Origin of the sequence: Colwellia sp. MB02u-10 (genome assembly GCF_014077185.1) — a bacterium.
In the GTDB taxonomy this organism is placed as follows: domain Bacteria; phylum Pseudomonadota; class Gammaproteobacteria; order Enterobacterales; family Alteromonadaceae; genus Cognaticolwellia.
This window is the reverse complement of the sequence record NZ_JACGVK010000139.1, coordinates 83,079-97,254: the sequence shown is the minus strand read 5'-3', so window position 1 is coordinate 97,254 and position 14,176 is coordinate 83,079. Positions and strand designations below refer to the sequence as shown.

At 39.8% G+C, this 14,176-nt stretch carries 13 protein-coding genes; 4 read left to right on the top strand and 9 right to left on the bottom strand.

The annotated features are described in order from the left end of the window. Nucleotides 1-416 precede the first annotated feature (416 nt). The 3 genes from H4J59_RS18160 to H4J59_RS18150 all read left to right on the top strand — a co-directional run bounded on the left by H4J59_RS18160 (nucleotide 417) and on the right by H4J59_RS18150 (nucleotide 3,611). The gene (locus tag H4J59_RS18160; RefSeq protein WP_182241386.1) at nucleotides 417-683 is read left to right on the top strand and encodes a hypothetical protein; all 267 of its coding nucleotides are present in this window, start codon (nucleotides 417-419) and stop codon (nucleotides 681-683) included. A gap of 686 nt (nucleotides 684-1,369) precedes the next feature. After that, the gene (locus H4J59_RS18155) at nucleotides 1,370-2,119 is read left to right on the top strand and encodes a PRC-barrel domain containing protein (RefSeq protein ID WP_182241385.1); all 750 of its coding nucleotides are present in this window, start codon (nucleotides 1,370-1,372) and stop codon (nucleotides 2,117-2,119) included. A 121-nt stretch (nucleotides 2,120-2,240) separates the two neighbouring features. Then, nucleotides 2,241-3,611 carry a lyase family protein gene (locus H4J59_RS18150; protein ID WP_182241384.1) on the top strand — a complete coding sequence of 457 codons (1,371 nt, stop codon included), beginning with the start codon at nucleotides 2,241-2,243 and terminating at the stop codon, nucleotides 3,609-3,611. 170 nt (nucleotides 3,612-3,781) lie between these two features. Here H4J59_RS18150 and H4J59_RS18145 read toward each other — a convergent pair whose 3' ends face one another. The 6 genes from H4J59_RS18145 to H4J59_RS18120 all read right to left on the bottom strand — a co-directional run bounded on the left by H4J59_RS18145 (nucleotide 3,782) and on the right by H4J59_RS18120 (nucleotide 8,458). Beyond that, complete coding sequence (locus tag H4J59_RS18145) at nucleotides 3,782-4,414, bottom strand: trimeric intracellular cation channel family protein (protein ID WP_182241383.1); 633 nt, start codon at nucleotides 4,412-4,414, stop codon at nucleotides 3,782-3,784. Nucleotides 4,415-4,434: 20 nt separating this feature from the next. Then, a complete protein-coding gene (locus H4J59_RS18140; RefSeq protein WP_182241382.1) occupies nucleotides 4,435-4,824 on the bottom strand; it encodes a rhodanese-like domain-containing protein in 390 nt (129 codons plus the stop codon). A gap of 224 nt (nucleotides 4,825-5,048) precedes the next feature. Continuing rightward, nucleotides 5,049-6,026, bottom strand: coding sequence for a cobalamin biosynthesis protein (locus H4J59_RS18135; RefSeq protein ID WP_182241381.1), 978 nt, complete (start codon nucleotides 6,024-6,026; stop codon nucleotides 5,049-5,051). Next, nucleotides 6,026-6,736, bottom strand: a complete 711-nt coding sequence (mtnN, locus tag H4J59_RS18130; protein ID WP_182241380.1) for a 5'-methylthioadenosine/S-adenosylhomocysteine nucleosidase — start codon at nucleotides 6,734-6,736, stop codon at nucleotides 6,026-6,028. The genes H4J59_RS18135 and mtnN overlap by 1 nt, the downstream gene beginning before the upstream one ends. Before the next feature lie 260 nt (nucleotides 6,737-6,996). Then, nucleotides 6,997-7,662: a DUF2726 domain-containing protein gene (locus H4J59_RS18125; protein WP_182241379.1), complete on the bottom strand. Its 666-nt coding sequence runs from the start codon at nucleotides 7,660-7,662 to the stop codon at nucleotides 6,997-6,999. Nucleotides 7,663-7,825: 163 nt separating this feature from the next. Further along, entirely contained in the window at nucleotides 7,826-8,458 is a 633-nt protein-coding gene (locus H4J59_RS18120) for a dUTP diphosphatase (protein WP_182241378.1), read from the bottom strand. A gap of 154 nt (nucleotides 8,459-8,612) precedes the next feature. Here H4J59_RS18120 and H4J59_RS18115 point away from each other — a divergent pair, with 154 nt between their 5' ends. Then, complete coding sequence (locus H4J59_RS18115; protein WP_220469881.1) at nucleotides 8,613-8,954, top strand: DUF2956 family protein; 342 nt, start codon at nucleotides 8,613-8,615, stop codon at nucleotides 8,952-8,954. Between the two features lie 63 nt (nucleotides 8,955-9,017). Here the strand turns inward: H4J59_RS18115 and H4J59_RS18110 are convergent, their stop codons facing one another. The 3 genes from H4J59_RS18110 to H4J59_RS18100 form a co-directional block, all read right to left on the bottom strand. Beyond that, entirely contained in the window at nucleotides 9,018-10,400 is a 1,383-nt protein-coding gene (locus tag H4J59_RS18110) for a hypothetical protein (protein ID WP_182241377.1), read from the bottom strand. Between the two features lie 174 nt (nucleotides 10,401-10,574). After that, nucleotides 10,575-11,450, bottom strand: coding sequence for an outer membrane lipoprotein-sorting protein (locus H4J59_RS18105; RefSeq protein WP_182241376.1), 876 nt, complete (start codon nucleotides 11,448-11,450; stop codon nucleotides 10,575-10,577). 10 nt (nucleotides 11,451-11,460) lie between these two features. After that, nucleotides 11,461-14,064 (bottom strand): RND family transporter, encoded by a 2,604-nt coding sequence (locus H4J59_RS18100; RefSeq protein WP_259369593.1) that lies wholly within the window; start codon nucleotides 14,062-14,064, stop codon nucleotides 11,461-11,463. Nucleotides 14,065-14,176: the final 112 nt, after the last annotated feature.

The following is a 14,176-nucleotide window of genomic DNA, read 5'->3' as shown; positions in this document are numbered from 1 at the left end:
AGCCCTAGGCTAAAAGTATGAGTCATCAAATTAAACACTATTAGTGTATTCATTGCTTAGGTCACCCCTTAGATTAAAATAGTCAGTGGCCATCTCAAATCCTGATGAATGTTAAGTGCATAATTAATACCTCGCCTAACTAAACTTTTAGCCAACAATTTATCAGCTATTGCCGATGGGTGTAATTTACTCTTTAAGTGCTTTAAAAGTATAAAAAAGTCGAATTTTTATCATGCTTCGTTTATATTTAAGCCACTATATTTCACTCGTTAATGGCACTATTTTGCCAGCAAGCATTAGATGAGTATTGTGTGGTGATATCAATAAGGTCACGGCTAATGATTTTTTTGTGTGAACTCAATTGATTTATACTGATAAAACCTCGCGTTTGCGGGTGTTAACCTAAGGAGTTGGTGATGCCGACAAATAAACATAAACGAAAAACAGCTGCTCATGCTAAACCTAAAGCAGCAAAATATGCACTATCATCTCGGTTGATAACGCTACACCCAAAAGCTTTTATTTCCGTGGGTTTGTGCTTTGTTGCATTAGGCTTATATCTTTTGACTTTTGAAGCTAAAAATAATGCCATGTTTGGTGTCGCAATGTTGTCTCTTATTGCGGGTACAGCAACAACCATTTATGCGAACTTTGCTATGCCTAAGAAAAAGCAGACAAAGTGAATATTTAACGGTTAACTGTAGTTATATCACTATTGATACAACTACAGTTAATCATTAAAACTGAGACCATATGAAGAAAATATTTGCGGAATATAAAGTATTGCCTTGAAAGGAAATGTGCTAGATATGGTTATTGGTATTGTTGTAGGCGGTGTTTTTGCTACCATTTATTACCAGTAGTTTAGTGGCTAAATGCTACGCCATATATCAACAATAATCAGGCGAGTCACTGAACAAGGTAAATAAAGTTATTATTGTTATAGCCTGATTATTCATCACTAACACACTACGTATTAAGTTTAATAAAATGAGACTGCTACTGAACATATTAGTCACTGCCGCTATGACTTTTAACCCATCCCTTTGTTACATAAAACTCAATCCGAAGTCATTAAATTTTTGTGCTAACCATTTATTTTTAGTTAGTGTACTAACTATTAGTTTTTATGTGTTTAAATTTAATCCTAAGTTTTTATAGGTTATTTTGTTCTTATATTCAAATAAATAAAATTTGAACTATAATTATAGTATGTACTCTAAATAATGTAACAAGTAATTTCGCTCCATACAAAGTAAGGAACTTGTACGCAAATTATCTGAAATTATTATTGGCGTATGAGAGCGAAAATTCTGACGTTTTGATGAAAATTAATTGTTAAATATAACGAACAAAGATGGAGAAAGTGATGTTAGTCAATTTGGAAGCGCTAAATGGCAGTACTATTCATGCAGTAGATGGTGAAGTTGGGCAGGTAACCGATGTGTATTTTGATGATAGACACTGGACCATAAGATTTATGGTCGTTGATATTCAACCTTGGGTACCTTTAAGTGAAAAAACCTTGATAAGCCCTATATCATTGCTTGAATACGACATTGAAGCGCAGCAACTTAACGTGTCTATAACAAAAGATAAGGTTAAGAACAGTCCACAAATCGATGAACACGAAACAGTTTCCCGTGAGTTTGAAAAGAGCTATTTTGATTATTATGCCTATGGTTACTATTGGGTGGGACCTGGAGCATGGGGTGAATACGCGTATCCAATGGCTTTGGTTAATCCAAATGCATTGCCAAAAGATAGCAGCGAAAGTGAAGATACTAAAACTAGCAATCATCTTCGTTCAACCCATGAGATTACGCATTACGGTATAGATGCTTTAGATGGCAAAAAAGGCTATATCAAAGACTTCATTTGTGACACCGATAGTTGGTCTCTACTTTACATTGTGGTTGATACCCGTGATTGGCTACCTGGCGGCAAAAAAGTACTGATTTCTCCAAAGCATTTAGATAAGTTAAATTGGGAAGAAAAATCGGTTACCTGTAATCTTAGTTTTGAGCAAATACAAGCATGTCCAGAATACAACGAAGACAAATTGAATGATGTTGAGTATCTAGCAGAGATTAAAAATAAACTTATGTTCAATAAGTAGTCAGACTAAATATATTCTCACAGTAATATGCCCATTACCCATGGGCAAAAAGTCAGTCGACAAAAAATTCTCAAGCTACTATTCTCAAGCTACTATTCTCAAGTAATTAAAGGATAACTAAATGCAAAAAAATGACGACAATAAAAGCTCTAAGAGTTGTGAGATAACCGATATACTATATGGCAGTGAAACGGCCAAAGCCCTGACTAATTTTACCATTAGCGAGCTAAAAATGCCGCGGGCCTTTCTTTGGGCACTAGCGACAATAAAAAGCGCCTGTGCACAAGCTAATCAAGAGTTAGGGCTGCTTGATGCCGATAAATCTGCTGCTATTCAAGTGGCTGCCAAAGAAGTCGCTGACGGCTTTCACGTTAATCAGTTTCCCATTGATGTATTTCAAACCGGCTCTGGCACCAGCACTAACATGAACGTGAATGAAGTTATTGCCTCGTTAGTCAAGCGACATAGTCAGCAAAAAATTAATCTTCACCCAAACGATGACGTGAACATGGGGCAAAGCTCTAATGACGTTATCCCGTCATGTATTCACTTAAGTACAGCAAAGCTTATCTCTGATGAATTGTTACCCTCACTACAACATTTGAGCGATACCTTAGATGCAAAAGCAAGTGAACATCACAGCACGATTAAAACGGGCAGAACACATTTAATGGACGCTATGCCATTGAGTTTCGCTCAGGAAATAAGTGGCTGGAGCAGCCAAATTAGTTATGCACATGACCAGCTTAAAAATAGCTTACCTAGCTTATGCAAACTGGCCATTGGTGGCACGGCTATCGGTACAGGTGTTAACACACATCCTGAGTTTGCTGCGATTGTAACCCGGGTATTAAGCGAAAGAACTGGGTTAACACTGAGCCCTGCGGATAATTATTTTCGAGCCATAAGTGCTCAAGACACAGCCGTACAGGTCAGTGGTATGCTCAAAACTACGGCGGTTAGTTTGAGTAAAGTCAGTAATGATATTCGTTGGCTGAGCAGTGGGCCATTAAATGGCTTAAATGAATTACAGCTACCCGAACTACAAAAAGGCAGCAGTATTATGCCTGGCAAAGTTAACCCGGTGATCCCTGAAGCGGTACTCATGGCTTGCACTCAGGTGATTGGTAATGACACCACCGTTACCTTGGCAGGACAATCGGGCAATTTTCAACTCAACACCATGTTGCCTTTAATTGGCCATACTTTACTGCAAAGTATTCAGCTATTGAGTTCAAGCAGCAGTGCACTGGCTGATAAAGTGATCAAAGACATGCAAGTCAACCATACAATGATCAATCAAAACTTGGTCAGAAACCCGATACTGGCAACGGCATTAACAAATTTGATTGGTTATGACAAAAGCGCTGAGATAGCGAAAAAAGCGCATCAAGAAAAAAGAACCGTATTAGATGTTGCGCTAGAGCTAACCGATATTAGTGAAACCGAGCTTGTTGCATTACTCGATCCTAAACGGCTAACCGGTGGATAAAATTGAATATAACGGTTAGGAAAAAAATAGGTGACAAGGTTTATTTCCCATAGCCGATTAATAGCATGCTACAGGCTGATTTTTAACTTAGGTCTAGGGGTTAATGCTGAGTGTAAATTTTTAGGTGAACTAAGCTAGCTGTTAACTTAGTTCACTAGCAATAATTAACGCTATTTCTTGCTGTCTTCTTGCTCAATTATATCAAAAGCCGGCAAGGTTACGTGCCAATAAATTGCCGCTAAACGTAACGACAATGCGCCCGATATTGAGCCAATAATAGCGATATGCTGGGGTAAGTTAAAATATAGTAATAAAGTATATAATGTACCCCCTAAGATAGCGGCGGTAGCATAAATTTCTTTTCTTAAAATCATTGGAATTACATTACACAAGACATCGCGTATCATGCCGCCAGCGACGGCTGACATTGTGCCCATCACAATGGCGACAGGAACTGCTATACCTAGACTGAGTGCTTTTTCGGTACCCAATACGGCAAATAATGCTAAACCAAAGGCGTCTGAAACCAATAAAAGTCGTTTGGGAATGCGTTTTGGACAACGAATAAAAATAATAGTCAGTAGCGCAGTAGCCACAATAACATAAAGATAAACCGGATTTTCGACCCAAAATACGGGTGTTTGTAGAATGACATCGCGAATGGTGCCGCCGCCAATCGCGGTAACCGCAGACAACACCACCACACCAAAGGGGTCAAGTTTATAGCGCCCGGCCATTAATGCCCCTGAAAAGGCAAAAACAATAACGCCGAATAGATCAAGCCGGTAGAGTAAGTCTGACATTTTTTAAAGTACTTATTTGCTTATTTTATTAGAGGTAAATCTGCAGCTTGCCAAGCATTCATATCGCCATCGAGATGGCGAAGATCACTAAAACCGGCAGCCCGTAAGTCATTTTCAGCACTTAGTGCACGACGGCCTGATTTACAATGCACCACGACGGTTTGATCTTTCAAAGCGATAATTTTATTAAGATTGGCATTAATTTGCTTATGACTGATATTGATCGCGCCTTCAATATGGCCTTCGGCAAATTCTTCAGCCGTACGCACGTCTAATATCACGGTTTTATTCGCAGGCGTTGCCATTAAGGTTAACAATGCTTGCTGTGAAATAGTGGTGGTTTGCTCGGCAAAAGTAAAAAGCGAGAATGCGCTCAATAAAACAGCTAATGTTGTGGTGATAAGTTTCATAATAAATTCCTATGACGTAATAAAATCTAGCCTTTACTTAAAGTAAGGTGTTTTAAGCTTACTGGTGTTTTAGGCTTGATAGTTTAGCAAAATTGCGGTGATAGCAAAGGCTTTTAATCGCCATTTAATCGAAATTTGACATGGCGAACAGCTGTTATAGCCATTGCTATCATGCCATCTGAGCTTGAATGACTCGGTATTAGACTTGAAATTGAAACACTTACTTACCCCTGACCAGTAACAGAATAAGAAATGATGGCCAATAGCATCAGCAATAAAATAAACAGGTATAAGGCGTAATTTATCCGTTTGCTGGCATGAATAATGTCAGTGGCTTGCGGTTGCCTTGCGTGGTCATTAAAACTGGCTTTACGGACTTTATCACCATTATACATAGCGACACCGCTCAATTTTATTTCTAAACTTAAGGCCAGTATATGCAATAATATGGCGTTGTTGGTTTGGAAAAACTTGCCCCGGATTAAACGCCAATACAGCAAGGTGTTTTGGCCAACTGTGCCAAGTAAAAGCAGCAAGGAAAATAAACGTGACGGTAGCCATTGCAGTAGTGTAACAATATAATTTACTGCCGCGCCAAAGTGGGAAAAACGCACAAGTTTTATATTCCAAGCATAATGCATTTCAAGTAATAAACGAAAAGTTAATGCCGCCAATGGACCAAAAATTAGATAATAAAAGCCAACGCAAACCAGTAATTGTGAGCTACGTAGCACTTGCATTTCTATACAGGCTTTACTAACACCTAACGGCGATAATTGCTGGGTATCACGTAATAAATAGGGCGCTATTTTTTGTTTTGCTTGGTAATGGTTATTGGCAACTAACTCTCGTGCCACCCCTTTGCAGGTTTTAGTTAACCCTAAGCTGCCTAATGCAAAGTAAAGTAATAACGCCTGCCAAAGCCAAGGCACTTCAATAAACATTTCAAATAGCGATAAAATCGTCATTAATGGCACTAAAGTTACTAAAATAGCGATTAAGCCTGAAATTTTTTGTTGGCGTGGACTACTATTTTGTTGATTCACTTTGTCGGCTAGGCGCTGACAGTAAAAATTGAAAAAAGCTAACGGTTGCTGAGTAACAAACTGACTGATCAATGCTTTTAACGCTATGAGCAATAATAGCGTTATAGCGGCAGAATACAGCTCTGAGCTGGTTAGTATATTACTCAGGTTTGCCATTAGTTTAGTGTTGTACCTTTTAACGCATCTAACATGCCAATGACTAACTTAGAAGAATTAATCGATGCGGTTTCTAGGTAAGCTTCAAACGAGCTTGGCGACTCTTTGCCGGCAATATCAGACATTGAGCGAATCACCACAAAAGGAATATTAAACTGATGGCAGGTATGCGCAATAGCGGCTCCTTCCATTTCTACTGCCGCCATAGTGGGGAAATTAGCCCTAGCTTTGGCAATGTCTTCATCTTTAGTCATAAAGGTATCACCTGTGGTGATTAAGCCAACCAAAGTTTGCACATTATCAAGTGAGCTTATACCCACTTTTGCCGCGGCAACAAGTTCAGGGTGGGGAATATAGGCCGGTGGGTTCGCCGGTAATTGACCTATTTCATAACCGAAAGCGGTCACGTCCACATCGTGGTAACGCAGTTCTGAGCTAATGACAATATCACCCACTTTAAGTGCTTGGTCAAAACCACCAGCAGAGCCGGTATTAACCACGTAATCGGGCTGAAATTTATCAATAAGTATCGCGGTTGCTAAGGCGGCCGCTACTTTGCCAATACCTGATTGCACAATAACCACGTCAGAGCCATTTAACTGCCCTTGATAAAATGTGTATCCAGCATGCGTGGATGTTTGGCCATTGACTAACTTTGCTTTTAAAATTGCAACTTCTGGCTCCATTGCGCCGATAATGCCTGCTTTCATTAACTTTTATCCTGTAAAGATTTTAGCGAACAGATTTCGCCAAGGTTTATGGGCGGATTATAGCGCGACTTGCGCATAAAATCTTTTAACAATATTTGAAAGTAGCATCGCCCTTATCAAGTCTTGCGCCTTAAGCTGATTGCTTCGCTTAACGCTGAAATCAGCGCTTTAAGTGGAGCGGTGATTTATCAACAAAAAAGCAGACAACAATGTCTGCTTTAGCTTTTATTTAGCACCTGATACCAAGGCAATAAATAAATTTAGTGAGGTAATGCCGCTACTTGAGCAGACGAAACCTGTCTAGCCATAGCTGGCGTATCTTTTGCCAACATTGCTTGTGCGGCTGAAGAGGTGAATACACCGGATGGTTTTGGACGAGCTTTCACTAAAGGCGCAGGAATAATTCGACCTTTCACTTTTGGTGCTTGTGTAGGTGCATTATTACCTAATATCCTGCTATTAATACAGCTGCGAATTTCATCAATAGTGTAATTGGGTTTTACTTTTATACGAATATGTGGAATGGCTGCTGCTTCAAGTGTACCGCTAACAAACCAGTCTTTTTTAATTTTGTAGCCTTTACCTTGGGTGTCAACTAAATCAATGACGCCGAGTAATTTCATGCTATCGCGTTCACAAATAACAAAATCTAAATATTTACTATTCGCATTATTTGTTGCCGTTTGGCCCGCTCGATTTGATACGCCATTGCGAATGCTAACAATATCGGCAAGTTTAACGCGATTAATAATGCGATACTTTGAGCCCATAGCTTGCTCAACCAGGTTTTGAAAGTTTTTTTCTGCTGGAGTAAACAGGGCAGTTTTACGATCGAAAGGAAAGGGAAAACTATTATCGTTTAAGCGGCTAACAAGCACACCAACAATAACAATTAGGCTGATCATGGCAAATAGAATGAGTTCCATATACATCTCCGGCAGTTCAATTTTTTGACGTTTATCTTAGTTAGTTAGATAAAGCAAAAAATGAGCCAGAGATGGTTTTATCTACTGAGTAGTGAATTAATAAAATTAATTACAGTTGAAATATCAAGCAAACAATTGATTTTTAATGTTTTGTTTTAATCTTTTACTTTGGGTACTTAGCTTCTAATGCGACATAAAGTTGTTGCTGGAAATCAACCGCACTGGCGTCTAGGGTATTAACTAAATTTGCTAACACTTCGTTATCTTCACCACCAGGCCAAATTTTAATATAACTACCTTCTTTATAACCGTGATCTTGACGGAAAAAATTCAAGGTGTTTTTACCGACATATTGGCGAAACAGCTCGTTTAAATCCATCGACATTAAGCGCATGCAGTCCGCCAATGCTAAGGCATCAAAGGCTTTATCACTAAGGGCTTTCGATGCCAAGGCTTCTAAAGCAATTTTGAAATCTTGCTCGCCACTGTTTTGGCTTAATTCAGTGGCTAAGGTCTGGCTAATGTCTTCAATTGAGTCGCCAGTCATTAAGCGTAAACTTAAGCCAAAATGAAATATATCAACTAGTTCTAATTGTACTTGTGCAATGTCAATTTCTTGGTGTTTCCACCACTTCCAACCATGGTGATCTAGCATTTCTGCACATTCAACCCAAATGGCACGATACCATTCATAATTGTTATCTCGCCAAGTTTCGCTAACCCGTGAATTCATCGCATCTTGCATTGATAACATTTGTGTAATTTGGTTTTTTGCGGTGCTAAGTGAATCGCTCATGCTTATCTCTATATTATAGGTGTTAGTCAAATTAGTTGCCGATAGTTTACCGCAGCAGCCATAAACTAATACGCTTTGTGGTTAAAATATTGTGTTAATAATGGCATTATACAATCATTAGATAATGATTAAAAATAATTAAGGGAGTTTAACTTTGACAGCTCAAGTGACGACAAAAGTTTCCAACGAAGTACAAAATGAAGCCTTACGTGTTGCTAAAGGCACGCAAAAAAAAGCACAAACCAAAGAGCAAACAAAATTGATTGCTCAGGGTATTGAAAAAGGCATCAGTGAATATAAGAAACAACAAAAAGTTAAGGGCCGCGAGCGCGACAAGCAACGTAAAAAAACAGTCGCAGCGAAAGCGAATGAAGCAACAGAGACAATAGCTACCGAAAGCATTAAACCAGAAAGCTCAGCTAATAACGCTAGAGCACTATCGGCTCTACCTTGGTTACTGTTATTGGTGAGCTGGGCTTACTTTCTTTTGCTGTAAACCAGTGACCAGCAGATGAGTTTTTTAGTCATATCATCTGCTGATATTGACGGCTTTGCTAGGTTAATACTGATAACGCACGCGTAACCAAGCATTGCTATTATCTTGATGTTGGCCAAAAAAAGAATACTCATGCTGGCCAAAAAACACATTAGCGCCAGCACTTAATAACCATTGGTCATTATATTGATAATTAACGGCAGGTTTAACATAACCGTCTTTATCGCTAGGCGAATAAAAAGTAAATAGCGAATAAAGCAGTGTTTGTCGTTGCGCGCGATAGCTTAAACGTAGGGTTAATAAGTGGCGATTTTCAGCAACTAATTGCTCAGGCACTAGGCTATTAGCAACTAAAGCTTGATAATGCTTAGTGCGCTCTAGGTAATATTGCAGGCCTGCGGTGAAATTTTTCGCTAGCTCGCGCTCATAGCCTATTAACAATCTGTGTTGGCCATTGGCGATCAGATTGTTATCTCCGTGCTGATCTTCAATGCTATTATACGTAGCGTATTCAAAGTTGACGATGCCGCCTTTAAACGGCGCTAAGGCACTAACGCCCCATGAATTTAGCCTTGGAAAATAAGCTTGGTTTTGGCTTTGGCTTGAAGAGGGATTCCCCCCTAGGTTTTCTACTAAGATTTTACTGCCCACAGGTGTTGGCCAAAAACCTTGATAACCATAAAGTGAAAACTCAACATCATTAATACGGGTTTTTAAGCGAGCAGACCATTGTGCCTGATGGGTTTTATCGACGGAAAAACCTTGTTCTGGCGCGACTATTTGCTGTGCTTGAGGCGAATAAAATGAGAAACGTTCGCCAGTAATATAGTTATCAGGGGTGAATTCTGGTGTCCATACTAAGGTGAAATTAACTTGGTTAAAAAACCAGTTACTTCTAACACTGTTCGATGGCGCTTTTAAGTATTCATCGGCTCGGCCAGAAAAAAAAGACTGCCAATCTTTAGCAAATAAATCATTGAGAAACAGATAGTCGCCAGTGCCCCAAGTCAGTACTTGCCTACCCGCTTTTATATCAACAAAACTAAACGGGCTAGCGCTAATGCTCAGTTCTCGGGTGTGAAAAATTGTGTTGGCCAATACAGCATCATAGTAGCTGTCAAGTTGGCCACTGGCCTCGAAAAGTTCATGGCTATAATCGAGATTGACTCTAGCGCTAATCTCATTCAGTGACGCGCTATTTTCGACAATATTATTTTGTAAAAACTGCCCGTAGCCAGCCTCAACAAAACCGGTTAACTGCCATGGTGACGGAGGTGGCGCTTCGACCCAGGACTCTGCCCATTCATCACTAGAGTCAGTTGTCTGCTGCGCCTTGGTGATATTTTCATTATTAGCTATAGCGGAAGTATTAGCTAAAATTAGTAGACAAGGTAGCAGTGTATGGCATAAAAACCTTTTGCTTAATAAACTATTATTAATGGTCATCACCTTCTTTAAATTAATCGTTTTGTCTTTAGCGCCTTATTATTGGCATCTAAGGAGACAATGAATAGCGGCCGTTCACCTTTATGCCGTCAACTTTCCGGGCTAAAATCTGACTAACCATATTACCTGTGCGAATGGCATAGGCATGATGCTGTTAGGTAAATAGTTTAGCGATTATTCTAACCAAGCTTTAGGTGGCGTGCGCATGCTACGCTCACTAAAAATATTGTCAGGTAAGCCTAGGTTATATTTAACATGTCGAAATTGCATTTCGGTATAACTATTATTGCTTAGGTTGGTAATGCGTGATTTCATCACGGTGGCGATACCGTCAATGTTTTTCACTTGTAGTACCGTCATTTTGCGCGCTGCTTGATTGCTTTGGTCGAAATAGATAGTCTCAATTGGTAAGAAATTAGCTTTATCAATTTTCACCGTATAGCGACTAAATTCGACACTTTGTCGATCTTTTGCTACCGCGTTAATCAGGTAGCTGTCTTTATCTTCGCTGACTAAGGTAAAGTTGTCTTCTTTAGGATTGCGGCCAGAAACATCTTCATAATAAAAATGTGAACCAACAAAAGACGTGCGTTTATCGCCAGCAGAAATGCGTTTAACTAGATCCAGTGCCGGTAAAAATAACCAGCGATTGTCATCAGATTCAAGTTGTTTTTCGACGCGAAACACTGTGTCTTTGACATTGCTTGGCTGGGAAAAAAACACCAACATATCTTGATCACCCAGATCTTTTTCATCTTTGCGTAAAATGGTGAATTGGCGCATTTGGCGGTTACCGTTTTCATCAACAATAATCATCCGTGCTTCAGCGCTGCCATCGTCACCGGCATAATATGAAGCAAGATTGGCTTGATCGATAATATCGCGCACTGGTTTTGTTGTGACCTTTGTCGTAGCACTTTCATTGCCTAGCGACGCAAGTTCTGCGGCCTGTAAAGTAAAGTTAGTTGCTAACAACAAGCTAAACCACAAGGCGACTTGGCCACTAACTTTTGCTGCTTTTATTAGATGATTACTTAGGTTAATGCTCATCAGGGTGTCCTTATGATTGTGCTGAATTTTTTGTAGTTTTAGTTGTAGCTTTATTACGCCGAGCTAATAGTGTCAGTATCGCCGGTAGTAATACTAAGGTGACTAAGGCGGATAAAATCATGATGCTGGCTAAGAAAAAGCCCACCGTGATATAGGGCATCAGTGGCGATAACAATAACGGCGTAAAACCAATAGCAATAACAATGGCATTGCGGGCGATAGCGCGGCTAGGTTCTTGAAACATAGCTTGTAATGCCAAACTTAGGCTTTGCTTTTCAATTTCAAGTTCGCGCACACGCTGAAGAAAATGAATGGCAAAATCAATAGACAAGCCCAGTGTTAATGCTGAAAGCACCGCGATAGGCATATCATAAGCTTTACCAAACCAGCCCACTAATCCGTAGATCATGGTGATGGTAAAGGTCAGGGGCAGCATGGCTAATATGCCATATTTTATCGATCTAAAGAGTAGCACCATAATAAAAAATACCACAACAAATGATGACAGCAGGCTATCGATCATGCCGCTAACCATGGCGTCTTGCCAAACAACATTGAGGTATGACTTACCGGCCCATTGATGCTGAACGTCGATAGGCGGTGGATTTTTAACTATGTAGTCGTCTAACCAACTCACCACGCTAGCCATATGCTGATTATCGCCACTGCTCATTTGTAGCCATAAAAGTGTCCGTTGATAATCTTGGCTAACAAAGTGTGATAGATCTTGTGGACGATGAGACGATTGAAATTGCAATAAGGTTTGTGCGACACCATTACTGCTACTAGGAATAGCAAAGTCTTTATCGTCACCTGAGTTTAATTCACGGTTAACGGTACTAATGATATCAGTCAAACTATTAACCTTGCCAACATCGCCTGCATTGACAATAGCGCTTTGTAATGTGGCGAGCCAATTAAGCATCTCAGGGTCGGTAAATATTTTTTGGGCATTGTTCGCTTGCGCGCTGATCTTATAAAGTTGTTCAAGCCAAGGTTGCTCTAGCGCGCTTGCGCTAAAGCGAAAGTCATCAAGCTGTATTAACAAATCTTGCGTGAAAAAACTGACTTTCTCACGGCTATTATGCTTTACCCACTGTTTATAGCGTTCTGTAATAGTGGTTTTTGCTTCGCTCTCATTGGCACCGTCAAGTATTTCCCTAAAGCGATTAAGGGCGGTTTGTGGTGGTGGCTGGTTATTACTAAACACTATCCATGCATCATAGGTTCCGGCAAAGTGTTGATTAAGGACTTTATCAGCGATACGAATTTCATGATCCGCTTTAAACCAATTCACTGGATTGTCATTAATGATAATGCGGTTCACACCAACTAGGCTGACCGCAAATAAAGCGATAAAAGCGATCAAAATAAGTTTGCCACGTTTAACTGAAAAAGCGCCTAATTTCTCTAGGCTGGTGGCTAACTTACCTTTTTGTTCCATCAGTGCGATAGCGCGCTGTAATTTGGCTAAGGTTTCAGGCTTCATGCGGGCGATATAGGCAGGGATATAAGTAATGGTTAAAACAAAGGCTAATAAAATGCCAGTACCGATAAAGGCGCCAAAAACTTTTACCGGTGGAATAGGGGTTAACATCAAGGAATAAAAGCCGACGGCAGAGGTAATTGAGGTAAATAGCATAGGTTTATATAAATGCCCCATTACTTTTTTAATGGTTTTTGACCCGTCATCACCGGCTTTAAAACGATCGGCAAATTCTGATAAAATGTGCACAGAATCAACCACGGCTATTGGCATCAAAAATATTGCGATCATCGAAGACATAATATGAACGGTAAAACCTAAGCCAATCAAGCTGCCCATGATAATTAATACTGTTGCCATCGCCACCACCATAGGGGCAATGATCAAGGCAAAATTGCGAAAGAAAAACCACAGTAATAAAAATATCGCTAAACCCGCTAATGGCGCCGCCACCCCCATCTGAACAAACATTTCGTAGCCAAATTGGTCTTCAGCCACGGGTAAACCTGTGATGTGAATGGCTAAATCATCTTGCTCAATGGTGCTGATATTGGCAGCTAAGTGACGAATTTGTTCAGCAATAATGTAGCTTTGATCTTTGGCGATAATGGGCACATAAATGGCGACCGCTTTGTTGTCGCCAGAGACTAAGGTGTTGTTCAGCATGGGTAAACGTTTCACTGCTTGCTGAATGTCTTGGCTTGCTTTAAGTGTAGTTGGCGCTTGTTTCATCAGGTATTCAAATAAAATACCTTGGTTAACACCTTGCTCATTAGTTAACTGGCGAATATTGTCGACCACATTGAGCGACAGTAGGTCTTGTTTAATTACGCCATCAAGTTGCAAAATTTGGTTCGTTAATTGCTCAACAACGCTTAAGATTTCAGGCGTAAAGACAGTATTTTTACTGACTAAACCAACGACAATCATATCGCGCATCAGAAAGTCAGTTTTTATTTGATTGTGAAATACCCGCGCCGGTGCATCTTGGCTGAGCATATTTTCAGGATCGGTATCAATAGCTATTTGGGGTAGCATAGCCACACTCAATAGTGTGATCAGCAATAGTAAGCTATAGATAACTTTTGGCTTTGCAATGGCAAAGTTTAATACGCGTTGGTAGTTCAAAATGCTTCCTCGTCTACGTTATAACGTTCATTATAACGTTAAGGTATATTAGAAAAATGTAATGTACTTTTATATTAGCAGTATCTAATGTAATATCCAACTATAAATAACT